Here is a 23,094-nt window from a genome sequence, read left to right on the forward strand (position 1 = left end):
CAGGGCAGGAAAACGGGAGTCAGACCAGATGAACATTGCAACGAAGAAGATCGACGTCACCAAGGAAGCAGCAGCGTTGCTCGAAAAGATGGGCGTCGCCAAGGAACTCTATACCGGCGGCGACATGCCGTCGTTCAGCCCGGTCACCGGCGAGCAGATCGCCAGCCTGAAGACGGTTTCGGCCGCCGAAGCCGCTGCCAAGATCGACAAGGCCCATGAAGCCTTCAAGGCCTGGCGCCTCGTCCCGGCGCCGAAGCGCGGCGAACTGATCCGCCTGCTCGGCGAAGAGCTGCGCACCTTCAAGGCCGATCTTGGTCGCCTGGTTTCGATCGAAGCCGGCAAGATCACCTCCGAGGGTCTCGGCGAAGTCCAGGAAATGATCGACATCTGCGATTTCGCAGTCGGTCTTTCCCGCCAGCTCTACGGTCTGACGATCGCCACCGAGCGTCCCGGCCACCGCATGATGGAAACCTGGCATCCGCTCGGCGTCGTCGGCGTCATCTCCGCCTTCAACTTCCCCGTCGCCGTCTGGTCGTGGAACACAGCGCTTGCGCTCGTCTGCGGCAACTCCGTCGTCTGGAAGCCGTCGGAAAAGACCCCGCTCACGGCCCTTGCATCGCAGGCAATCTTCGAACGCGCGCTTGCCCGCTTCGGCGATGCGCCGGAAGGCCTGTCGCAGGTCCTGATCGGCGACCGCACCGTCGGTGAAGTCCTTGTCGACAACCCGAAGGTTCCGCTGGTTTCGGCCACCGGCTCGACCCGTATGGGTCGCGACGTCGGCCCGCGCCTTGCCAAGCGTTTCGCCCGCGCCATCCTCGAACTCGGCGGCAACAATGCCGGTATCGTCTGCCCGTCGGCCGATCTCGACATGGCGCTGCGCGCCATCGCCTTCGGCGCCATGGGCACCGCCGGCCAGCGTTGCACGACCATGCGCCGCCTGTTCGTCCATGAAAGCGTCTACGACCAGCTCGTTCCGCGCCTGAAGAAGGCCTACGGCTCGGTCTCGGTCGGCAACCCGCTGGAAACCACGGCACTCGTCGGCCCGCTGGTCGACAAGGCGGCCTTCGACGGCATGCAGAAGGCGATCGACGAAGCCAAGGCCCATGGCGGCACCGTCACCGGCGGCGAACGCGTCGAGCTCGGCTATGCCAACGGCTACTACGCCAAGCCGGCCCTGGTCGAAATGCCGAAGCAAGCTGGTCCGGTTCTGGAAGAAACCTTCGCGCCGATCCTCTACGTGATGAAGTACAGCGACTTCGACGCCGTTGTTGCCGACCATAATGCGGTTGCAGCCGGCCTGTCCTCGTCGATCTTCACCCGCGACATGCAGGAATCCGAACGGTTCCTCGCCGTCGACGGCTCGGATTGCGGCATCGCCAACGTCAACATCGGCACCTCGGGCGCCGAAATCGGCGGCGCCTTCGGTGGTGAAAAGGAAACCGGCGGCGGCCGCGAATCGGGCTCCGACTCGTGGAAGGCCTATATGCGCCGCGCCACCAACACGGTGAACTACTCGAAGGCTCTGCCGCTGGCGCAGGGCGTCTCGTTCGACATCGAATAGTTGGCGACATCGAATAATTGGCGACATCGAATAGGATCGACCATGACCATCAATGCAACGGTCAAGGAGGCGGGTTTCCAGCCCGCCTCGCGGATCTCCTCGATCGGGGTATCCGAAATCCTCAAGATCGGCGCGCGTGCCCAGGCGATGAAGCGCGAGGGCAAGCCGGTCATCATTCTGGGCGCCGGCGAGCCGGATTTCGACACGCCTGACTATGTCAAGCAGGCCGCCTGCGAAGCGATCCAGCGCGGCGAAACCAAATACACCGCCCTCGACGGCACGCCGGAACTGAAGAAGGCGATCCGCGAAAAGTTCCAGCGCGAGAACGGCCTCGCCTATGAGCAGGACGAGATCACCGTCGCCACCGGCGCCAAGCAGATCCTGTTCAACGCCATGATGGCGACGATCAATCCCGGCGACGAAGTCGTCATTCCGACGCCCTACTGGACCTCCTATTCGGATATCGTCCAGATCTGCGAAGGCAAGCCGGTCCTGATCCCCTGCGACGCGGCCTCGGGCTTCCGGCTCACAGCCGACAAGCTCGAAGCGGCAATCACGCCGAAGACGCGCTGGGTGCTCCTGAACTCGCCCTCCAACCCTTCGGGCGCAGCCTACGGCGCTGCCGACTACCGGCCGCTTCTCGACGTGCTCTTGCGGCATCCGCATGTGTGGCTGCTGGTCGACGACATGTACGAACACATCGTCTATGACGGCTTCCGCTTCGTCACCCCTGCCCAACTGGAACCTCGCCTCAAGGGTCGCACCCTGACGGTCAACGGCGTCTCCAAGGCCTATGCCATGACCGGCTGGCGCATCGGTTATGCCGGTGGTCCGCGCGAGCTGATCAAGGCGATGGCCGTCGTCCAGAGCCAGGCGACCTCCTGCCCATCTTCGGTCAGCCAGGCCGCTTCGGTGGCCGCGTTGACCGGCCCGCAGGATTTCCTGAAGGAACGCACGGCCAGCTTCCAGCGCCGCCGCGATCTCGTCGTCAGCGGCCTCAACGCCATCGACGGCCTCGACTGCCGCGTCCCGGAAGGTGCCTTCTACACCTTCTCCGGCTGCGCCGGCATGCTCGGCAAAGTGACACCTTCGGGCAAGACGATCGAGACGGACACGGACTTCTGCGCCTACCTGCTCGACGACGCCCACGTTGCCGTCGTTCCAGGCTCGGCCTTCGGCCTGTCGCCGTTCTTCCGCATCTCCTACGCGACCTCGGAAGCGGAGCTGAAGGAAGCGCTAAAGCGCATCGCCGACGCCTGCGCAAGACTTCAGGGTTGACGCATTTTTGCGGACCCGGGGGGCGCACGTTGCGCCCCCAACATCTTTTGTCGGTGATCCCCTCCGGACGAAAAGCGATCGCCGTAGGCACTGGCGGCCAAATGCTTGACCGCACCCCAGGATGGCGTATGCACATTGCACGCAACCACTGACTGCCAGAGAAAGCAATGTCTGACATTCTCGCCGCCATGCTCAAGACCGCGATAATCTGGCTGTTTGGTGGAACCGCCGGGGCATTTCTTGCCCTGATGGGCATGGATATTCTCGATGCTTTCAACATCATCGGCGGATGCCAGGGCCTGGGATGCCTGCACCCGACCTATACGGTCATCATGCCGCTTGGGGCAATCTTGGGTATAGTTCTCGGCACGGTGTTGGTGGCCCGGTTCGAGCGCGGGTAGCCGCATTCAGTGGGCACAGCACCTGCACTCTCTAGATCACTCGTTTCGTCAAGGACGCCTGCGGCGGCTCAAAACGTCGGTGGCGTGCAGGCGCTGATCACTTCGCAGGGTACCGGCCCGACGCACCGAAACCGATGTGGCCGCCTGCTTTCGAAATAATAGGCGTCACCGGGCCCCAGGATCCGCCGCTCGTCGTCGACGGTGACCTCGATGCGCCCCGACAGCACGATACCGCCCTCCTCGCCGTCATGCACCAGCGGCACCTTTCCGGTATCGGCGCCCGGCTGATAACACTCCTTCAGGATCTGCAGGCTGCGGCCGAAGAGATTTTCGCCGATCTGGCGGTACGAAATCGGCCCCTTGCCGATCTCGACCAGTTCCTCCGCCGCATAGAACGCCTTGCGCGGCCGCTCCGGTTCGAACGAGAAGAACTCCGCAAGCCCGATCGGAATGCCGTCGAGGATGCGCTTCAGCGCGCCGACGGAAGGATTGGAGGCGTTCGATTCGATCAGCGAGATCGTCGAGTTGGTCACGCCCGCCCGTTTAGCAAGTTCGCGCTGTGAAAGATTGTGCATCAGCCTGAGGTGACGAAGCCGGTTTCCAATGTCCACGCTCATGGGTGTCCATTCCGGTGTTCAGGTTGTTCGGAATATCGCAACTTCTCGGACCTCGTCCTATAAAATTCAATGGCTTGAACGACAGCAGAAAAGGACTTGTTTGGCAATTCAAATCATGGCGTCAATCCCCGAACCTTCAGGAGGATGCCATGAACCAGCACACCAAACCCAACGCCCCGGTACTCGACAGCTACTGGATGCCCTTTACCGCCAACCGGCAGTTCAAGGCGGCACCCCGCCTGCTCGCATCCGCCGAAGGCATGCACTACACCAGCACAGACGGCCGTACGATCCTCGACGGCACCGCCGGTCTCTGGTGCGTCAATGCCGGCCATGGCCGCCGCCAGATCGCCTCGGCCGTCGAGCGCCAGCTGTCTACGATGGATTTCGCCCCCTCCTTCCAGATGGGCCATCCGATCGCCTTCGACTTTGCCGAACGCCTCGCCGAGATTGCGCCGGGGCCGGAAGGCCAGAAGCTCGATCGCGTGTTCTTCACCGGCTCGGGCTCGGAATCGGTCGACACCGCGCTGAAGATGGCGATCGCCTATCAGCGCTCGATCGGCCAGGGCACCCGCACGCGCCTGATCGGTCGTGAGCGCGGCTATCACGGCGTCGGCTTCGGCGGCATCTCGGTCGGCGGCATTCTCAACAACCGCCGTGTCTTCCCGCAGCTCCCCGGTTCCGACCACCTGCGCCACACCCACGATCTTGCCAGGAACGCCTTCGTCAAGGGCCAGCCAGAACACGGCGCCGAGCTTGCCGACGATCTCGAGCGGCTGGTGGCGCTGCACGGCGCCGAGACGATCGCCGCCTGCATCGTCGAGCCGGTTGCCGGTTCGACCGGTGTCCTCATTCCGCCGCAGGGCTACCTCGAGCGGCTGCGCGCGATCTGCGACAAGCACGGCATCCTGTTGATCTTCGACGAGGTCATCACCGGCTTCGGTCGTCTTGGCGCGGCCTTCGCCACCGACTTCTTCGGCGTCACCCCGGATCTGGTGACGGCGGCCAAGGGGCTTACCAACGGCGCTATCCCGATGGGCGCGGTCTTTGCCAGCCGCAAGGTGCACGACGCGCTGATGCACGGCCCGGAAAACCAGATCGAGCTGTTCCACGGCTACACCTATTCCGGCCACCCGGCCGCCTGCGCCGCCGGCATCGCCACGCTCGACATCTACCGCGACGAAGGCCTGATGACCCGTGCCGCCGAGCTGCAGGACGCCTGGCACGATGCCATGCATTCGCTGAAGGACCTGCCTGGTGTCATCGACATCCGCACCATCGGCCTCATCGCCGGTATCGAGCTGCAGTCGCGCGATGGCGCCGTCGGCGCCCGTGCCTATGACGTCTTCGTCGATTGCTTCGAAAAGGGCCTGCTGATCCGCGTGACCGGCGACATCATCGCCTTCTCGCCGCCGCTGATCGCCGAGGAAAAACATTTTGGTGAAATCGTCTCGATCCTCGGCGATGCGCTGAAGCGCGCGAAGTAGGTGAAAGATTACGTCGCCGCTGCCGAGCACTTCGGCAGCGGCGACGAATGCGTTTCCGATGAGCCACTCCACGAGCGTGCGCGAATCCGGCTAAGCAATTCCGGGTAAACGCGAAATGGTTTCCGTCCGGCATTGCGCCATCTAGCGGATCAGCATTGCCCGGAAATCGTTGACATTGGTTCCGGTCGGGCCGGGCACGAAAAGATCGCCGCTCGCTGAGAATGCCGACCAGGCATCGTGACGCGCGAGATGCGCTCGCGGATCGGCGCCCGTAGCACGCATCCGGTTGACGCTGCCGCCATTGGCGAACGCACCGGCATTGTCTTCCGACCCGTCGATGCCGTCCGTATCCGCCGCCAAGGCATCGATCCCATCGAGACCATCAATATCGAGTGCCAGCGATAGCAACAGCTCGGTGTTGCGGCCGCCCTTGCCGTAGTCCTTGCCCGATATCGTCACCGTCGTCTCGCCGCCGGACAGGAGCACGACCGGCTTTTGGAAAGGGCGATTGCGCAGCGCGACTTCGCGCGCCAGCGCCGCATGCATGCGGCCGATATCGCGCGCTTCGCCTTCGATCGCATCCGACAGGATCCGAGCCTCAACGCCCAATTCCTTCGCCTTCCTCGCGGCAGCCTCCAGCGACACGCTTGCCGACGCGATCACGTGGCATGCGTGTCGGCGGAAAACCGGGTCCGACGGATCAGGCGCCCGCGCTACTTCAGATCTAAGATGGGCCATCACGCCATCGGGAAGAGCCATGCCATAGCGGGTAACCACATCGAGTGCCTCCCGTGGCGTGCTGCCATCGGGCACCGTCGGACCGGAGGCAACGAAGGCGGGATTGTCGCCGGGAACGTCGGAAACGACGAGACTGACGACACGCGCCGGCGCTGCCGCTGCCGCCAGGCGCCCGCCCTTGATGCGCGACACATGCTTGCGCACGACGTTCATCGCGGAAATCGGTGCGCCGGAGGCGAGCAGCGCCTTGTTGACAGCGATCTCGTCGGCAAGCGTCAAACCATCGGGCGGCGCCGGCAACAGGGCTGACCCGCCGCCGGAGATCAGCGCGACGACCAGATCGTCAGCGCTCAGACCTTTCACCAGCTTCAGCAACTCTTCCGATGCCCTGAGACCGGCCTCATCCGGCACCGGATGGGCGGATTGCAGCACGCGGATGCGCTCGCAATGTTCGATCGGCCCGTGACGCGCAACGACGGTGCCGGTCAGCGGATGATCCCACAGTCTCTCGAAGGCAGCGGCCATCTGGCTTGCGGCCTTCCCCGCGCCGACGACGATCGTTCGCCCCTTGGGTCTTTCCGGCAGATGTGCGCGGATCGCCTCGTAGGGGTCGGCTGCACGCACAGCCGCCTCGAAAAGAGTGGTGAGAAAGGGACGCGCGTCAAAGTCTGCCATCGTCCTTAGCCCCGGACTTCGAGGTCGTAGACAAAAATGCCGTCGGTGCCGCCTTGCGCAGCCGCAACGATTTTTGCGCCGGTCTGTCGGTGTTGCGGGTCGTCGAGATAAGCGTCGCGCGCTGCGGCATCGGCGAAATCGACGATGAAGCCTTCGGCATAGCCCTTGTCCATGCCGGTTTCCGGGCTGACATTGGCGCCGGCATGGGTTGCCAGCAGCCCGGGGAGCCGGCTTTTCAGCGCCGCAATCTCGGCGAAGATCGACGCTTTCTCATCCGCCGGAATTTCTGGACGGAAGCGAATGAAGACACAGTGGCGGATCATGATTTTCCTCAGCGGATATCGGCGCGGGCCCGCGGCCGGGCATCGTTTCGTTCATGGGCGAAGATCGCCGGCGGCAGGGGCTGGAGTTCGCGAATGATGTCGGCGCCCTTCTCGCCCATCATGATCGTCGGCCCGTTGGTGTTGCAAGAGGGAACGCGCGGCATGACCGAACTGTCGCAGACGCGAAGACCTTCGAGGCCACGCACTTTCAAGTCGAGGCCGACGACGGCCATGGCGTCGGTGCCCATTTTGCAGGTGCCGACCGGGTGGTGGTCGGTCTTGGCATTGGCGCAGCCATAGTCGAAGAACTGCGCGTCGGAGACGATACTGTTGCCCGGCAAACGTTCCGCCAGCACGAAAGGCTTGAGCGCCGCCTGCTGCATGATCTCGCGGGCGATCTTCAGCCCCTCGATCGACATCTTGCGGTCGTGCGGATCTTCCCAATAGTTCGGATCGATCAGCGGGGCTGCGGCCGGATCGGCGGCCGAAAGCCTGACAGTGCCGCGCGAGCGCGGATGCAGATAGGCGGAATTGAGCGTCACGCCTGCGTTCTTCAGTCGCGCGACGCCAGCCTCGATGCCGGAGCCGAGACCGAGATGGAACTGGATATCCGGCGAGCGGGCATCCGGATCCGCGTACCAGAAGCCGCCGGTCTCAAACAGGCTCGACGCCACCGGGCCGGAGCGGAAAAGCACATATTGCAGCCCGGCCCAGAGCGTCCGATGCAGCTTCGCCACATTGTCATAGGTATGGTCGCCGGTGCATTCTGAGATTACGAAGAGGTCGAGATGATCCTGAAGGTTGCCACCGACGCCGGGCAGGTCGTGCTTTACCTGCACGCCCACCGACTTCAGATGATCTGCCGGCCCGATACCGGATTGTAGCAGCAGCTTCGGCGAACCGATGGCGCCTGACGAGACCAGAACTTCCCGCTCCGCCCGGATGGTTTCGCTTCCCTTGGCCGTTACCACTTCGACGCCGACGGCACGCGTGCCTTCGAGTATGATCCAGGCGACGCGCGCGCCGGTGCGCACGTTAAGGTTCCGCCGGTCCTTGATCGGCGAGAGATAGGCAAGCGATGCGCTCGACCGGCGGCGGTTGCGCTGCGTCAGCTGGTAGAAGCCGACCCCCGCCTGCTGGCGGCCGTTGAAATCGTGATTGTAGGGGATGCCGAGTTCCTGACCGGCGCGGATATAGGCATCGCAGATCGGCAGCGTGGAAACGGGCATCGAAACGCCGAGCGGACCGCCATAGGAATGATAGTCGTCGGCAAAGCGCTGGTTGTCTTCCGCCCGCTTGAAATAAGGAAGAACGCTGCGGTAGTCCCAGCCGGAGCAACCGTCCTCGGACGCCCAGAGGTCGTAGTCCGCTGCATTGCCACGGGTATAGAGCTGGGCATTGATCGACGAGCCGCCGCCGATCACCTTGGCCTGGGTGTAGCGCAGCACCCTGCCCTTCATGTGCTTCTGCGGCACCGTCTCCCAGCCCCAGCTGGCGACGCCCTTGGTCATCTTGGCGAAACCGGCCGGCATGTGAAACAGCGGGTTCCAGTCGCCGCCGCCCGCCTCCAGCAACAGCACACGCACGGACGGATCCTCGGAGAGGCGGTTGGCAAGAACGCAGCCGGCAGGGCCGGCACCGGTGATGATATAGTCGTATGTCATTGCCTGTCTTCCTCCACGGCACGGCATTTGGAACGTTCCAAATTTCCGACGTGATAAACTCAAAACCCGCTCGCTCTTGCGAGCCTCTGACTGCCCTGCACTGTTCCCTAGAGTCGACCGATCGACAGGCCGCCATCCGCCTGGATGACGGAGCCCGTGGCAAAGCCGAATTTCCCGCCGGCAAGCCCGGCGGCGATGTTGCCGATGTCCTCGGGCTCGCCCCAGCGCTTCATCGGCACGAGACCGCCGTCGATCAGGGCGTCGTATTTCGCCGAAACGCCGGCGGTCATGTCGGACCGGATGACGCCCGGTCGGATTTCGAAGACGGAGATGCCGGTGTCGGCCAGCCGCAAGGCGAGCCCCTGGCTGAAGGCGGCAAGCCCGGCCTTGGTCATGCAATAGTCGAGCCGCTCGGGCGAACTCATGGTCGCGGAAACCGAGGTGATGTTGATGATCGAACGCGGCGTTGCGCCCGGCGGCTCGGTGAGCATCGAGAGCAACACGGCCTGGGTAAAGAACACCGTGCCGCGCAGGTTGGTGGCGACGATCGTGTCGAAATTCTCCGGCAGCAGGTCGAGAAAATCACCGCGCACGACGGAGGCGATACCGGCATTGTTGACGAGGCAACGGATAGGGCCCAGCTCCTGGCGGATGTCGGCAACGGCTGCGGCATGCGCACCGACATCGGCGAGATTGGCCTCGAGGTAGATGGCCCGGCCGCCCTGTGCCGATAGCTCGGTGAGCGTCGCCTGCGTCGTCTGGTCCGCGGCACCGAGGCCTGTCAGCGCGATATCGAAGCCGTCACGCGCCAGGGCGCGGGCAACACCGAGCCCGATGCCGCGCCGGCCGCCGGTAACAACAGCCACGGGACGCTTCGATGTCGTCATGCTCTCAGCTCCTTCGCAACGATATGGTCGGCAACGCGCAGCGCCTGCGCCGCCACCGTCAGCGCCGGGTTGACGGCCGCCGAGGTCGGCAGGAAGCCGGCGTCTACGACAAAGAGGTTCGGATGATCGAAGGCGCGGCAATAGACGTCGAGTGGCGCGTCTTTCGGGTCCTTGCCGATCCGCACCGTCCCGCACTGATGCGACGGCGTGCGCTTGTCGAAGGCCTGGGAAAGCACGATCGGATAGCCTGCAGCTTTGAAGTGCTCGCGCATCTTCGCTTCGAGGCCGGAAAGCGCCTCCATGTTCGAGCGCCGCCACTGCATGATGATGCCCTTGCCGTCGACCATGATGCGGCTTTCCGGGTTCGGCAGGTCCTCCGTCATCATGTACCAGTCGACCGCATGGCCGGCCATGAAGTCGAACGCGAAGCGCGGCGCCCAGAAGCGAAATCCTCCCGGCGCATTGGCCTTGAGGATGTCGCCGTTGATCTTGCCGAGCAGCTGGACATTGCCGAGCGGCAAACCGTTCCTGCCGCCGGTCAGGTAATAATCGTTCAACATCAGCGTCTTCTGGTAGACGCTGTCATTGCGCCTGAACGGATTGATCGCCAGCATGGCGCTGCAATTATGGTTCATGAAATTGCGGCCGACCTGGTCGGAGGCGTTGGCCAGTCCCTTGCCGTCGCCGGAGCGCAGCAGGATAGCCGCTGAGTTGATCGCGCCCGCCGACAGGATCACCAACCCGGGCGAAAGGCGCTTCTTCTCGCCTCTGTGGGTGTAGTGGATCGCTTCAATCCGGCCACCTCGACCTATCTCCAGCGTGTCGACATGCGCGGAGGTGATCAGCTCGATATTGGGGTCCTTCAGCGCGGAGGCGAGCGATGCGGTCTCGGCATCTTTCTTGCCCTGGCCTGTGTTAGGGAACCCGTCCCATGGCGTGCGCCCACCGGCCAGCCACGTGTCGATATCGACGCCAAGCGGCAGCGTCGCCGGATGCAGCCCCTGCGCCTTCAATTCGGCGCGAGCGCGGGCAATGGCCGGCTCGTCTGGTACCGCGCCGTAAGGGTAGGGCGAGGCGTGGAACGGCTCCGTCGGGTCCTGGCCCAATTCGCCGCGCACCTCGAACAATTGCTCGGCTTTGCCGTACCACGGCTCCAACTCTTCGTAGGGAAAGGGCCAGGCCGGCGAAACGCCGCCAAGATGCTGCATCTCGGTGAAATCCTCGGCGCGGTAGCGCAAGAGCACCGCGCCGAAGAGTTTGGAATTGCCGCCGACGAAATAGAAATTTCCCGGATTGAACTCGGTACCATCCTCTTCGCGCCACATCTCCTTGGGTCGGAAATGGCCCTTGACGAAGATCGAGCTATAGCTGCGCGCGTCCGGTGTGTCGGGCAGGCGCTCGCCGCGCTCGAGTATGGCTATGCGCGCACCCGAGCCGGCGAGCCCCGCCGCAATGGTGGAGCCGCCGATCCCCGACCCGATGATGACGATATCCGGCTCTCTCGGCATGGTTCAGGTCACGCGATCCGCTGCTGCGTCTGAGGATCGAAAAACACCGCCTTGTCGAGATTGAAGGCGAGCTGCGACGTCTGGCCGGGTGCGATGCGCGCATCGGCGCGCAGGCGGGCAACGACCTCCTTGCCGCCGAGGCGGGTCACCGCGAAGGTGTCCGAACCCGCGGGCTCAACCACCTCGATCAGGCATTCGCCTTCGACGATCGCCTTGGCATTGCGGTCGGCACCATCCGGATCGGTCAGCGCTTCCGGACGGATGCCGAAGACGACGTCCTTGCCGGCATAGGCGGCGAGTGCGCCGTTATGCGGCACGGCAAGCCTCATCGGCTCGGCGTTCGGGCGCGCGAGCGTGACGGCAACGTCGGAACCGCTCTTTTCGATGCGCGCCGTCAACAGGTTCATGGCCGGCGATCCCATGAAGTCGGCGACGAACATGTTGGCCGGATTGTTATAGATTTCGGCCGGCGTCCCGAACTGCTGCAGCACGCCGTCCTTCAATACCGCGATCTTGGTCGCCAGTGTCATCGCCTCGATCTGGTCGTGCGTCACGTAGACGATGGTCGTCTTCATCCGGTGATGGAGACGCTTGATCTCGGTACGCATGTCGACGCGCAGCTTGGCGTCGAGGTTCGACAGCGGTTCGTCGAAGAGAAAGACCTGCGGGTTGCGCACGAGCGCGCGGCCCATGGCGACACGCTGGCGCTGGCCGCCGGAGAGCTGGCTCGGCTTACGATCGAGCAGATGGCCGATCTGCAGCATGTCGGCGACCTGCTTGATCGCCTTCTCGCGTTCGTCCTTCGGCACGCCGCGGATTTCCATGCCGAAGGCGATGTTGCCGGCGACCGTCATGTTCGGATAGAGCGCGTAGGACTGGAACACCATGGCGATGTCGCGCTTCGACGGATGCAGATCGGCGACCGACCGGCCGTTGATGGCGATCTCCCCCGAAGTGATCGGCTCGAGACCGGCAATGGTGTTGAGCAGGGTCGACTTGCCGCAGCCGGACGGACCGACGAGCACGAGAAAGCCGCCTTCATCGATCTCCAGGTTGATGTCCTTCAGGATCTCGAGCGAGCCGTAGGATTTGCGCAGGTTGCTGATTTTGAGGAAAGACATGGGCTTATCCTTTCACGGCGCCGGACATCAGCCCGCGCACGAAGTAGCGGCCGGACACGATGTAGACGATGAGCGTTGGCAGGGCGGCGAGGATCGCGCCTGCGAAGTGAACGTTGTATTCCTTGACCCCGGTCGACGAGCTGACGAGGTTGTTGAGCGCCACCGTCATCGGCGTCGAGGATGCGCCGGAGAAAGACGCCCCGAACAGGAAGTCGTTCCAGATATTGGTGAACTGCCAGATGACGGAGACGACGATGATCGGGCCGGACGACGGCAGCATGATCCGCCAGAAGATCTGGAAGAAGCTGGCGCCATCGATCTGTGCCGCACGCACGAGTTCCGTCGGGAAGGCCTCGTAGTAGTTGCGGAAATAGAGCGTGGTGAAGCCGAGGCCGTAGATCACGTGCACGAAGATCAGGCCCCAGATCGAGCCGGCAAGACCGATGATGCCGAGCATGCGCGCCATCGGGATCAGCACGATCTGGAAGGGGATGAAGCACGACAGAAGCAGCATGCCGAAGAAGATGTTGGCACCGGGAAAGCGCCACTTGGTCAGCACGTAGCCATTGAGCGCACCGATGAGCGTCGAGATCGCGACGGCCGGCACCACCATCAGGATGGAATTGATGAAGAACGGCCTCAGGCCGGTCGGCTGCACGCCGATCTGCGCCGTCGACCAGGCGGAAAGCCAGGGCTCCAGCGTCAGGGTCTGCGGCAGATTGAGCATGCCGCCCTGGCGGATCTCATCGAGCGGCTTCAGCGAGTTGACCAGCATCACGTAGAGCGGCAGCAGCGAATAGAGCGCGAAAACGATCAGCGCGGTGTAGATCAGTGCCCGCGTCAGGCGGTTGTGCGAGATGACATTGTCTGGGCTGGGGGCGCTCATGAGCGTTTTCCTCCCCGAATTTCGGAGTAGAGATAGGGAACGATGATCGAGAAGATCATCACCAGCATGATGATGGCCGACGAGGCGCCGATGCCCATCTGGTTGCGGGTGAAGGTGTAGGAATACATGAAGGTCGCCGGCAGTTCGGTCGCCTGGCCGGGGCCGCCGCCGGTGAGGGCGATGATCAGGTCGTAGGCCTTGATCGCCAGATGGGCGAGAACGACGAAGGCGGAGAGGAACACCGGCCGCATCAGCGGAATGATAATCCGCCGGTAGATCGTCGATGTCGGTGCACCATCGATCTGCGCCGCCTTGATGATCTCGTTGTCGACGCCGCGAAGGCCCGCGAGAAACATCGCCATGATGAAGCCGGTCGACTGCCAGACGGCGGCGATCACCACGCAATAGATCGCGTAGTTGCGGTCCTTGATCCAGTTGAACGAAAAGCTCTCCCAGCCCCAGAGGTGCATGGTGTTTTCAAGCCCGATGCCGGGATCGAGAAACCACTTCCACGCCGTGCCGGTAACGATGAACGACAGCGCCATCGGATAGAGATAGATCGGCCGCAGAAAACCTTCCGCCCGGATCTTCTGATCGAGCAGGATCGCAAGTCCGAGGCCGAGCACCGAGCAGATGATGATGTAGAGCGACGCAAAGATCGCCAGGTTGCTCACCGCCCGCCACCAGTGCGGCAGGGCCCAGAGCTTCTGATAATTGCTGAAACCGACGAAATTGTAGGACGGCAGCATCTTGCTGTCCGTCATCGACAGGAAGCCGGTATAGGCGATGAAGCCATAAACAAAGATCAGGACGATAACGAAGCTCGGGGCGAGGACCAGCTTCGGTATCAGGTCCTGCAGTCGACTGCGGCTATCCATGAACGTTCACCACTTCTGGCGCTTAGCCGCCGGGAAACTCCCTGATATCGGCATTCGCGCAGGTTCTTTGTATCAAAACGCTCCCGCGCGTCCGCGGTGAACGCGGCGCTGCGAAGACGCTTGCATGTCAGAATGGGTGTCCGGGACGCCTGTTCGCGTCCCGGACCGGGTCTTGCCCGTTACTTCGCAGCCGCGACGGCAGCGACAAGTTCCTTGACTGCCTCTTCGGAGGACAGTTCACCGTTGAACTCGCGCGTTACGACGTCGTAGATCGCGTTCTTGACGGCAGCCGGGTTGGCATGGCCATGAGCCATGGAACCGAACAGCGTGCCGCTGGTGTTGGCTTCGGCGAGATCCTTGATGCCCTTCTTGCCGCAAGCGTCGAAGTCGGTATCCGGAACGTCGGTGCGGGCCGGAACCGAACCCTTGACGACGTTGAAGGCCGACTGGAAGGTCGGGCTTTCGATCGCCGATGCCATTTGCAGCTGAGCAGGGATCTTGTCGTCGGCAACCTTGAACATCGCGAACTGGTCGGAGTTGAAGGTCACGGACCCTTGCGTGCCTGGGAAGCGCATGCAGACGAAATCGGTGCCCGGCACCTTCTTCGCCTTCAGGAATTCGCCCTTGGCCCAGTCGCCCATGAACTGCAGGCCGGCCTTGTTCTCGATGACCATTGCCGAAGCGAGGTTCCAGTCGCGACCGGAGAAGTTGTCATCGACATAGGAGCGCAGCTTCGTCATGCGATCGAAGGCTTCCTTCATCTTGTCGCCGCCGAGCGCTGCCGGGTCGAGATCGATGAACGCCTGCTTGTAGAAGTCGGTGCCGAGCGACAGCACAACGGCGTCGAAGATCGTCGCGTCCTGCCACGGTTGGCCGCCATGGGCGATCGGCGTGATGCCCTGAGCCTTGAAGTTGTCGAGCAGAGCGATGAGCTCGTCCCAGTTCGTCGGCTCCTTGCCGCCGGCCTTGTCGAGGGCGGCCTTGTTGATCCAGACCCAATTGGTCGAGTGGACGTTGACCGGAGCGGCGATCCAGTGGCCGTCATATTTCGAGAATTGCTGCAGGGCCGTCGGGATGACCTTGTCCCAGCCTTCCTTGGCAGCGGTGTCGTCCAGGTTGCCGAGCGCGCCTTCCTTGGCCCAGTCGAGAATGTCGAAGCCGAGCATCTGCACCGCAGTCGGAGCGTTGCCCGAGGTGACGCGGGCGCGAAGCACGGTCATGGCTTCCGTGCCGCCGCCGCCGGCGACCGGCATGTCGGTCCAGGAAATGCCCTTGCCTTCGAGGTCCTTCTTCAGAACGTCGAGCGCGGCAGCTTCACCGCCGGATGTCCACCAGTGCAGCACTTCCACGTTTTCTGCTGCGCGCGCGGCAGTGGCCGCCATCATCAGCGCCACAACAGCCGTCGTCGTCATCAACTTGCGCATCGTTTTCCTCCCGTTTGCAAGTTATCGAAGCGGAACCTCCTCCCGCCTCGGATATCGCACCGCCTAAGGCAGCGGCTGGCCAATTTAAAACGTTATAAATTCAGCAAGTCAAGCATTCCGCACGCGTGCGCTTCTTCACCTCAAGAAGCAATTGAAATTGCTGAATTATATGCAGCCTTAGGCTTTTCGCATCGCAACAATTCATGTCGCAGCGCGAGATTTAAAACGTTTTCATGATTCGATTGCCTAAGCGTTCGTGCCACGTTACAAAAGCCGCTCTTGACCGCCTTGAGGATGACTAGCATTGGCCGATCCCTCCAAGCCCGCCCGTTCTGAAGACAACAGCTCGCCCGCCAGACGCGGCAAGCCGACCCTTCGGACGATCGCCCAGATCACCGGGCTGGCGGTCACCACCGTTTCGCGTGCCCTTGCCGAAGCGCCACAAATCTCCGCCGACACCCGCCGGCGAGTTCGCGAGGTGGCGATCGAAATCGGCTATTCGCCCGATCGCGCCGCCCAGCGCCTGAAGACCGGCCGCACCAACGTCATTGCGGTGCTGCTCGACCCGCACGAGGAAATCCTCGGCTACGGTACCTCGATCATGAGCGGCATCGCCAAGGCGCTGCAGGGCACCTCCTACCACCTGATCGTCATGCCGAACTTCCTCAACACGACCAATGTCGAGGCGGTCAACTACATCACCCGCAACAGCATGGCTGATGGCCTGATCTTCTCGCGCACCGAACCGCTCGATCCGCGCGTCATGCTGCTTTCGGAGATCGGCTTTCCGTTCGTTACCCACGGACGCACGGAGCTTTCGGCGCCGCATGCCTATGTCGACTACGACAACTTCACCTTCTCCTATCAGGCGACCCGCCGGCTGATCGCCAAGGGGCGCCGCAAGCCGGCGCTGATCAGCGGCCCGGCCGATTTCACTTTCGGCGGCCATCTGCAGCACGGCTTCATGACCGCCGTGCGCGAGGCGGGCTGCGCCTACGAAATCCTCTCCGGCATCGATCTCGACAGCCCGGCCGGCGACATTCGCGACCGTGTGCGCCAACGGTATGCCGAGCCCGACCCGCCGGACAGTTTCATGTGCGGCGGTGAAGTCTGCGCTCTCGCCACCATCACCGGCATGAGCGATTGCGGCCTGACGCTCGGCCGGGAATATGACATCGTCGCCAAGCAGACCTCGCACCTGCTCGGTGCAATCCAGCCCCAGGTCGAGACGATCTACGAGGACCTGACGGCCACCGGCGAGGACATGGGCCGCGTGCTGCTCCAGCGCATCGGCGGCGAAACCGACGTCAGCAAGCTGCAACTGCTGCTCTCTCCACAGATCCCGGCCAACTGGTAGGCATCGGGCTGAGCCGCGCGACGACGACCGGTCGACGGCGTTCGATGACCCCGCGTCCCGTTTCGTTGTCGCGATCCCTGCCGTCATCGTTCGTCTCCTCCCATCCCCGGAGTCAGCGCGGCATCCACCAGCCGGTGCGCGCGCCGATATGCATGTTGAGCGTCTTGGTTTCGGTGTAGTCCTCGACCGCATGACGACCGAGCTCGCGGCCAAGACCGGACTGGCGATAGCCGCCGAACGGCAGCTCGGAAGCACCATCCATGAAGGTGTTCATCCAGACCGTGCCGGCGCGCACGCGACGACCGATCGTCAGGCAGGTGTCGAAGTCGCGACTCCAGACACCGGCCGACAGACCGTAGTCGATGGAATTGGCGATGCGGATCGCCTCCTCGGTGGTCTCGAAGGTCAGCACCGACAGCACCGGGCCGAAAACCTCCTCGCGGGCAACGGCCATCTCAGGCCGCACCGACGAGAGAATAGTCGGCGCCATGAACTGCCCCATGCCGAGATCGAGCACCGTGCCGCCATGGGCGACAGCGGCACCATCCTTTGATGCGGCGGATACATAGCCGGCAATCTTTTCCAGATGCTGCGGCGTGATGATCGCACCGACCTGGGTTTCCGGATCGAGCGGATCGCCGACCTTGACCTTGGCCGAGAGCGCCGCGATGCGCGCCGTCACCTCTTCGGCAATATCGTGGTGAAGGATCAGTCGCGAGCCGGCATTACAGCATTCGCCGGCATTGAAGTACGCGCCGAATACGGCCGCGTCGATGAACTCGTCGATGTTGGCGTCGGGAAAGACGATCTGCGGGTTCTTGCCGCCGAGTTCGAGCGACACCTTCTTCAGCGTCTGCGCGGCATTGGCCATCGTCAGGCGGCCGACGCCGGTGGAGCCGGTGAAGGAAACCATGTCGACATCCGGGTGCGTCGTCATCGGCGCGCCGACCTCCGGGCCGGTCCCAGTAACGATGTTGACGACACCCGCCGGCACACCGGCCGCTTCGAGAATTTCGCCGAGGATCAGCGTCGAGGCAGAGGTCAGTTCGGAAGGCTTGACCACGGTTGTGCAGCCGGCAGCAAGCGCAAAAGGCAGCTTCTGGCTGACGATCAGGAACGGGAAATTCCACGGCGTGATGATCGAAACGACACCGATCGCTTCACGCAGAACCACACCGAGCGTGCCATCGCCCAGCGTATTGTAGCTTTCGCCGTGAAGATCACGGGCAAGGGCTGCGGCATAACGCCAGATATCGGCGGCACCGCCGAGTTCGCCCTTGGCCTGGCTGATCGGCTTTCCCGATTCGATGGCGTCGAGGAAGGCAAGCTCGTCGGCGCGCGCGGCAATCATGTCGGCGGCCTTGAGCAGGATCAGTGACCGCTCGGACGCCGTCATGCGCGGCCAGGGGCCATCGTCGAAAGCACGGCGGGCAGCAGAGATCGCCCGCTCCGCATCGACGCTCGCCGCCGCCTGATAGCGACTGACGACGACGCCGTGGCCGGGCGCGACACGCTCGATCGTGCGTCCGTCGGCACTGTCGACCCATTTGCCGTCGATCAGCATCTGGAACGTGCGCACCTTGTGATCGCCGAGTGCCTTGGGCCTCACCAGAACCGTCATTACCATTCTCCCTTGAACTGGGCTTCGCGCTTTTCGGAAAAAGCAGCGACGCCTTCCCTGAGATCGCCTGTCTTGGCAACGAGGATCGAACCCAGCGCTTCGACCGCAGCACCTTTGTCCTCGCCGTTCGCAGAGGCGATCATCAGTTTTGAAATCTCGAGCGCGGCCGGACCACGCTTTGCCACGCGGGCGGCATAATCCCGCGCCGCCTGCATCACCGTTCCGGTTTCGACGACCGCATCGACCAGACCTTCCGCCTTCGCCGTCTCGGCGGAGAACATCTCGCCGCCGAGCACCATGCGCCGCACGATCTGGGCGCCGAAACGGGCAACAAGCCGCTGCGTGCCCGACCAGCCGGGCACCATGCCGAGGCTCGTTTCCGGCAGGCCAATCTTGATCTGGTTTTCGGCGATCCGGATGTCGGCCGCAGCGGCCAGTTCCAGGCCGCCGCCGAGCGCATGGCCGTTGAGCGCCGCGATAACAGGCATTCTCAACGTCGCCAGCCGCTCGAAGACCCGATGGCCGAATCGCACCCAGTCATGACCGAAGGCGGCGGCATCCATGCCGCCCCAGGCCTTGATGTCACCACCGGCGGAGAAGGCCTTGCCCTGCCCCGTCAGGATCAGCACGCGCACCTCGCGCATCACTTCCACCGTATCGCAGGCTGCAGCGAGCGCCTTCAGCATGTCGATGTCGAAAGCGTTGAGCTTTTCCGGACGGGCGACCGTCATCGTGGCGATCGGGCCGTCGACTGCGATCTGGATGCGGTCCTCAGACATGGGCGCCTCCCGCAAGCGCACGGGCAGCTTTGACTGGCAGCTTCAGGCCGATCGGTGCCTCGTGGAAAAGTGCTGCATCCATGGTCTTCAAACGATCGGACACAATCAGAGGAAACTCGGACTGGTCGAGGATATGAGCCTGCAGGTCGACGCCCGGCGCGATTTCCGTGAGCATCACGCCTTCGGGCGTCAGCTTCATCACGCAGCGCTCGGTGACATAGGTGATGTCCTGGCCCTGTTCGATGCCGCGGCGGCCGGAGAAGGTAACGTGCTCGACCTCGTTGACGAGCTTCTTCAGCTTGCCTTCCTTCTCGATCACCAGTTTGCCATCGGCGACGGCAAGCTTGGCGCCGGCATTGAACATGCCGGAAAAGACGATCTTCTTCGCCCGCGCGGTGATGTCGACGAAGCCGCCGGCACCGGCCGTCACATGCGGCCGGAAGGAGAGCTTCGAGACATTGACGGACCCGCTGCGGTCGATTTCGAGGAAGGAAAGCAGCGAGGCATCGAAGCCCGCACCCTGGAAATAGGTGAACTGGTAGGGCGAGGGCATGAAGGCATCGGCGTTGGACGCGCAGCCGAAGGCGAAATCCAAGAGCGGCACGCCGCCGACGGCACCCTGCTCGATCACCCAGGTAACGGCACCGTGCAGGCCTTCCTCGAGCAGGATTCGCGGCACGTTGGCCGAAATGCCGAAGCCGAGATTGACCGCGCTGCCCGTTTGCAGCTCCTGCGCCACACGGCGGGCGATGACCTTCTGGATGTTGAACTCCGGCACGCGGAAACTGTCGAGCGGACGGAAGATCTCGCCGGAGATGGCGGGATCATAGAGCGTCTGCGTCGTCTGCTTCTGGTCGGGATCGACGACGACATAATCGACGAGCACACCGGGCACACGCACATCGTGCGGCTTCAACGAGCCTTCCTTGGTGATGCGCTTGACCTGGGCAATGACGATGCCGCCATTGTTGCGGGCGGCCAGCGCCTGGTCGAGGCCGCCGAGATAGGCGCCTTCATGCTCGTAAGTCAGGTTGCCGCGTTCATCCGTCGTGGTCGCGCGAATAATCGCCACCTCAGGCGCGATCGCCTTGAAATAGAGCCAGTCCTCGCCCTCGAAGGCGATCTTCTTGACCACCGGTTCGGCCGCCGCCGAGGCGTTCATGGCGCAGCCTTCGCGCGACGGGTCGACAAAGGTGTCGAGCCCGACCTTGGTCATGACGCCGGGGCGCTTGGCCGCGGCCTCGCGGTGCATGTCGAAGAGGATGCCGGAGGGAATGTTGTAGGCGGCGACTTCGTCGGCGCCGATCATCTGCCAGATCAGGGGCGGCTCGGCGCTCGACGGGCCGGAGGGATAGGAGCCGCCGATGATCTTCTTCAAGAGCCCCTTCTTGGCGATGTGGTCGACACCCCTGATGCCGCTCATGTCGCCCGCGGCGATCGGATGCAGCGTCGTCAGGCCACGGGGATGGCCGGTCGCCTCGAAGCGTTCGCCGATCGCCTTCAGCATCAGATCCGGGCAGCCGAGACCGCTGGAGGAGGAGACGGAAACGATTGCACCGTCCGGGATCAAGGCGGCCGCTTCGGCCGGCGAGATTTGCTTGTTCATCGACATCCGTTCAAAGTCCCGTTTCGATCGGTACAGCTTGGCCGGTTGCGGCCGCCTTGACGACGGCAAGCCCTGTCGCCAGCGACCAGACACCGTCTTCGCCGGATGCCGACGGGCGGCCTTCGCCTGCGACCGCGGCATGGAAAGCGGAAAGCGCGGTTTCGTAGAGGTTGCGATGGTCGAGCGGCAGCTCGCTCTCGCCATCGGCATTGCGCAGCGTGACCGTGCCGACGGGCCTCTGCGTCATGACATTGCGACCGATCAGCGAGCCCTCGGTGCCATGCACTTCGAGGCCGGTCTCGGCGAATTTGGTGGTGAAGGCATCATGGAATTGGGCGATGACGCCGGAGCGGAAGCGAAGCACGCCCATAACGCCGTCCTCCAGCCCCTCCTTGGCCATGCCGGCGCTGTGGCTGATGGCCGCGGCTTCGATCGGGTCGTCATCGAGGACGAAGCGCAACGTATCGGCATCATGCACGGTGATGTCGAGGATGACGCCACCACCGGCATCCGGTCGCTCCAGCCGCCAGCCCTGAAGGTGCGGCGGCAGATAGACCGCGTGGAAAACGCGCGCGGCAATCGGTCGACCGATCTTGCCTTCGGCGATTGCTTCGCGCATGGCGCGGTGGGTGGCTGCATTGCGCAGATGATGGTTGGTGGCAAGCACGACGCCGGCCTCACACGCCTTCAGCACCATTTCGCAGCCGTCATTCAAGTTCATCGCCAACGGCTTTTCGCAGAGCACGTGTTTGCCGGCCGCGATCGCTGCCAGCGTCTGCTCGCGATGCAGTTCGTTGGTGGTCGACACATAGACGGCATCGACATCGGGATCGCCGACCAGCTCCTCGACCGACGTCACTGACTTGCCGATGCCGTTTTCGCTGGCATAGGCGGCACCGCGCTCGGCGCTGGTGCTCATCACCGAAACGACTTCGCCGCCCGTCGCGCGGATTGCGTCGATGACCCATTCGCGCGCGATCGTGCTCGCGCCGATCAGACCCCACCCAGTCATGATAATGCCTCCCTCGTTCTGCGCTCGATCGCAGCACCACAGCTCTGGCGAACGACGAGACGCACCGAACCGATGATCGATTCAGCCTCGGCCCTGCCCGCGTTGATCTGCTTCAGCAGCAATTCCGCCGCCCTCTGCCCCATGCCCTGCGGATCGACGGACACGGTCGTCAGTGCCGGCACCGCGGTCTTCGCCTCGATCACGTCGTCGAAGCCGATCACGGCAAAATCAGCGCCCGGCTCCAGCCGCCGCGCCCTGAGGCCGTCGCAGACGCCGAAGGCGACCGCGTCGTTGAAGCACAGTGCTGCCGTCGGCCGGTCGGCAAGCATCATCGCCTGCTCGATGGCCGTGACGCCGCCGGCGCGCGATGGCGCCGAACCGATGACGAGCACGTCGGCCGCATCGAGCCGCGCCTCGAGCAAGGCATCGCGGTAACCGCGCATGCGCGCCTCGAACACGACAGTGTCGGGGAAGCCACCGAGAAAGGCGATGCGCCGATGGCCACGCGCGATCAGATGCCGCACGGCCGCCATGGCGCCGGCATGATTGTCCGACGTCAGCGAGGAGACGCCCGCATCGGCGATATCGCGAACGACAAGCACGACCGGAATGCCGCTATCAACCAAAGGCGCCAGGTCGGCCGCCTCGGTACCGCGCGCCGGCGAGATGATCAGGCCGGAAACCCCATGCTCGCGCATGGACGCAACGACCTCGCGCTGGCGCTCGATCTTTTCATTCGTGTTGGCGAGAAACTGAACGAAGCCGGCCGACTGCACCACGGCATCGACGCCGACCGCCAGCTCGGCAAAGAAGCTGTTAGTCAGGTCGTTGACGACGATGCCGATGATCTTGGACTTCGATTGGCGCAGGTTGGCAGCGCTGCGATTGTAGACATAGCCAAGCTCGCGAATGGTCGCATTGACCTTGGCACGGGTCACTTCGTTGACGAGTGGGCTGCCCTGCAGGACGAGCGACACGGTCGACTTCGACACGCCGGCTGCGCGTGCGATATCGACCACCGTTACCCGTTCCTTGACCAAGGCATCCTCCCAAAACATGCGGTATTTCTCACATTCATAATTGGAACGTTCCAAATCAGTCAAGAGGAAAACGGTTACATTTTTGATTCCGGCAACACAGAAGCGGAGATGAAGCAGCGCGCGCAATTGACATACCAGCAAGATATTGGCGCCATAAATTCATAATATATCTCATAATTACATATACTTAATCTCGACTTGCCGCACTCCGTCTTCTCGCCGCACCGGACC

The 23,094-nt window shown here is 63.3% G+C and carries 20 protein-coding genes; 5 read left to right on the forward strand and 15 right to left on the reverse strand.

Annotation, left to right across the window (positions count from 1 at the left end):
• The first annotated feature begins 28 nt into the window (after positions 1-28).
• The 3 genes from BC360_RS07245 (at position 29) to BC360_RS07255 (ending at position 3,240) form a co-directional block, all read left to right on the forward strand.
• Complete coding sequence (locus BC360_RS07245; RefSeq protein WP_065794725.1) at positions 29-1,561, forward strand: aldehyde dehydrogenase family protein; 1,533 nt, start codon at positions 29-31, stop codon at positions 1,559-1,561.
• A 42-nt stretch (positions 1,562-1,603) separates the two neighbouring features.
• Entirely contained in the window at positions 1,604-2,839 is a 1,236-nt protein-coding gene (locus BC360_RS07250) for a pyridoxal phosphate-dependent aminotransferase (RefSeq protein WP_065794726.1), read from the forward strand.
• Between the two features lie 167 nt (positions 2,840-3,006).
• The gene (locus tag BC360_RS07255; RefSeq protein ID WP_065794727.1) at positions 3,007-3,240 is read left to right on the forward strand and encodes a hypothetical protein; all 234 of its coding nucleotides are present in this window, start codon (positions 3,007-3,009) and stop codon (positions 3,238-3,240) included.
• Between the two features lie 68 nt (positions 3,241-3,308).
• Here the strand turns inward: BC360_RS07255 and BC360_RS07260 are convergent, their stop codons facing one another.
• Positions 3,309-3,857 carry a cupin domain-containing protein gene (locus tag BC360_RS07260; RefSeq protein WP_065794728.1) on the reverse strand — a complete coding sequence of 183 codons (549 nt, stop codon included), beginning with the start codon at positions 3,855-3,857 and terminating at the stop codon, positions 3,309-3,311.
• 149 nt (positions 3,858-4,006) lie between these two features.
• On the opposite strand from BC360_RS07260, the gene BC360_RS07265 reads away from it, so the two are divergent.
• The gene (locus tag BC360_RS07265; protein WP_065794729.1) at positions 4,007-5,344 is read left to right on the forward strand and encodes an aspartate aminotransferase family protein; all 1,338 of its coding nucleotides are present in this window, start codon (positions 4,007-4,009) and stop codon (positions 5,342-5,344) included.
• A 141-nt stretch (positions 5,345-5,485) separates the two neighbouring features.
• On the opposite strand, the gene BC360_RS07270 is transcribed toward BC360_RS07265, so the two are convergent.
• From BC360_RS07270 to BC360_RS07310, 9 genes are all read right to left on the reverse strand, one after another.
• On the reverse strand, positions 5,486-6,757 hold the full coding sequence (locus BC360_RS07270) for a glycerate kinase (RefSeq protein ID WP_065784537.1): 1,272 nt from the start codon (positions 6,755-6,757) through the stop codon (positions 5,486-5,488).
• A 5-nt stretch (positions 6,758-6,762) separates the two neighbouring features.
• Positions 6,763-7,080 carry a Dabb family protein gene (locus BC360_RS07275; protein ID WP_065784538.1) on the reverse strand — a complete coding sequence of 106 codons (318 nt, stop codon included), beginning with the start codon at positions 7,078-7,080 and terminating at the stop codon, positions 6,763-6,765.
• Positions 7,081-7,088: 8 nt separating this feature from the next.
• Positions 7,089-8,744 (reverse strand): GMC family oxidoreductase, encoded by a 1,656-nt coding sequence (locus tag BC360_RS07280; protein ID WP_065794730.1) that lies wholly within the window; start codon positions 8,742-8,744, stop codon positions 7,089-7,091.
• Between the two features lie 107 nt (positions 8,745-8,851).
• On the reverse strand, positions 8,852-9,631 hold the full coding sequence (locus tag BC360_RS07285; protein ID WP_065794731.1) for a 3-ketoacyl-ACP reductase: 780 nt from the start codon (positions 9,629-9,631) through the stop codon (positions 8,852-8,854).
• Positions 9,628-11,139, reverse strand: a complete 1,512-nt coding sequence (locus tag BC360_RS07290) for an FAD-dependent oxidoreductase (protein WP_065794732.1) — start codon at positions 11,137-11,139, stop codon at positions 9,628-9,630. Before BC360_RS07290 ends, BC360_RS07285 begins: the two co-directional genes overlap by 4 nt.
• An 8-nt stretch (positions 11,140-11,147) precedes the next feature.
• Complete coding sequence (locus tag BC360_RS07295; protein ID WP_065784545.1) at positions 11,148-12,260, reverse strand: ABC transporter ATP-binding protein; 1,113 nt, start codon at positions 12,258-12,260, stop codon at positions 11,148-11,150.
• Between the two features lie 4 nt (positions 12,261-12,264).
• A complete protein-coding gene (locus BC360_RS07300; protein WP_065784546.1) occupies positions 12,265-13,146 on the reverse strand; it encodes a carbohydrate ABC transporter permease in 882 nt (293 codons plus the stop codon).
• Positions 13,143-14,024, reverse strand: a complete 882-nt coding sequence (locus BC360_RS07305) for a carbohydrate ABC transporter permease (RefSeq protein WP_065784548.1) — start codon at positions 14,022-14,024, stop codon at positions 13,143-13,145. Before BC360_RS07305 ends, BC360_RS07300 begins: the two co-directional genes overlap by 4 nt.
• Before the next feature lie 179 nt (positions 14,025-14,203).
• A complete protein-coding gene (locus tag BC360_RS07310) occupies positions 14,204-15,436 on the reverse strand; it encodes an ABC transporter substrate-binding protein (RefSeq protein ID WP_413813728.1) in 1,233 nt (410 codons plus the stop codon).
• 316 nt (positions 15,437-15,752) lie between these two features.
• Between BC360_RS07310 and BC360_RS07315 the strand changes: the two genes are divergently transcribed.
• On the forward strand, positions 15,753-16,805 hold the full coding sequence (locus BC360_RS07315; protein WP_065794734.1) for a LacI family transcriptional regulator: 1,053 nt from the start codon (positions 15,753-15,755) through the stop codon (positions 16,803-16,805).
• A gap of 112 nt (positions 16,806-16,917) precedes the next feature.
• Here the strand turns inward: BC360_RS07315 and BC360_RS07320 are convergent, their stop codons facing one another.
• Genes BC360_RS07320 through BC360_RS07340 form a run of 5 tightly spaced genes read right to left on the reverse strand, consistent with a single transcriptional unit; the run spans position 16,918 to position 22,863 of the window.
• Positions 16,918-18,426: an aldehyde dehydrogenase family protein gene (locus BC360_RS07320; protein WP_065794735.1), complete on the reverse strand. Its 1,509-nt coding sequence runs from the start codon at positions 18,424-18,426 to the stop codon at positions 16,918-16,920.
• Positions 18,426-19,205, reverse strand: coding sequence for an enoyl-CoA hydratase/isomerase family protein (locus tag BC360_RS07325; protein ID WP_065794736.1), 780 nt, complete (start codon positions 19,203-19,205; stop codon positions 18,426-18,428). Before BC360_RS07325 ends, BC360_RS07320 begins: the two co-directional genes overlap by 1 nt.
• Positions 19,198-20,817, reverse strand: coding sequence for an acyl CoA:acetate/3-ketoacid CoA transferase (locus BC360_RS07330; RefSeq protein WP_083222462.1), 1,620 nt, complete (start codon positions 20,815-20,817; stop codon positions 19,198-19,200). The genes BC360_RS07325 and BC360_RS07330 overlap by 8 nt, the downstream gene beginning before the upstream one ends.
• A 4-nt stretch (positions 20,818-20,821) precedes the next feature.
• Complete coding sequence (locus BC360_RS07335) at positions 20,822-21,823, reverse strand: Gfo/Idh/MocA family protein (protein WP_065794737.1); 1,002 nt, start codon at positions 21,821-21,823, stop codon at positions 20,822-20,824.
• Positions 21,820-22,863, reverse strand: coding sequence for a LacI family DNA-binding transcriptional regulator (locus BC360_RS07340; protein WP_065794751.1), 1,044 nt, complete (start codon positions 22,861-22,863; stop codon positions 21,820-21,822). Before BC360_RS07340 ends, BC360_RS07335 begins: the two co-directional genes overlap by 4 nt.
• Positions 22,864-23,094 lie beyond the last annotated feature (231 nt).

Source organism: Ensifer sp. LC163 (genome assembly GCF_001695855.1).
Classification (GTDB): Bacteria; Pseudomonadota; Alphaproteobacteria; order Rhizobiales; family Rhizobiaceae; genus Ensifer.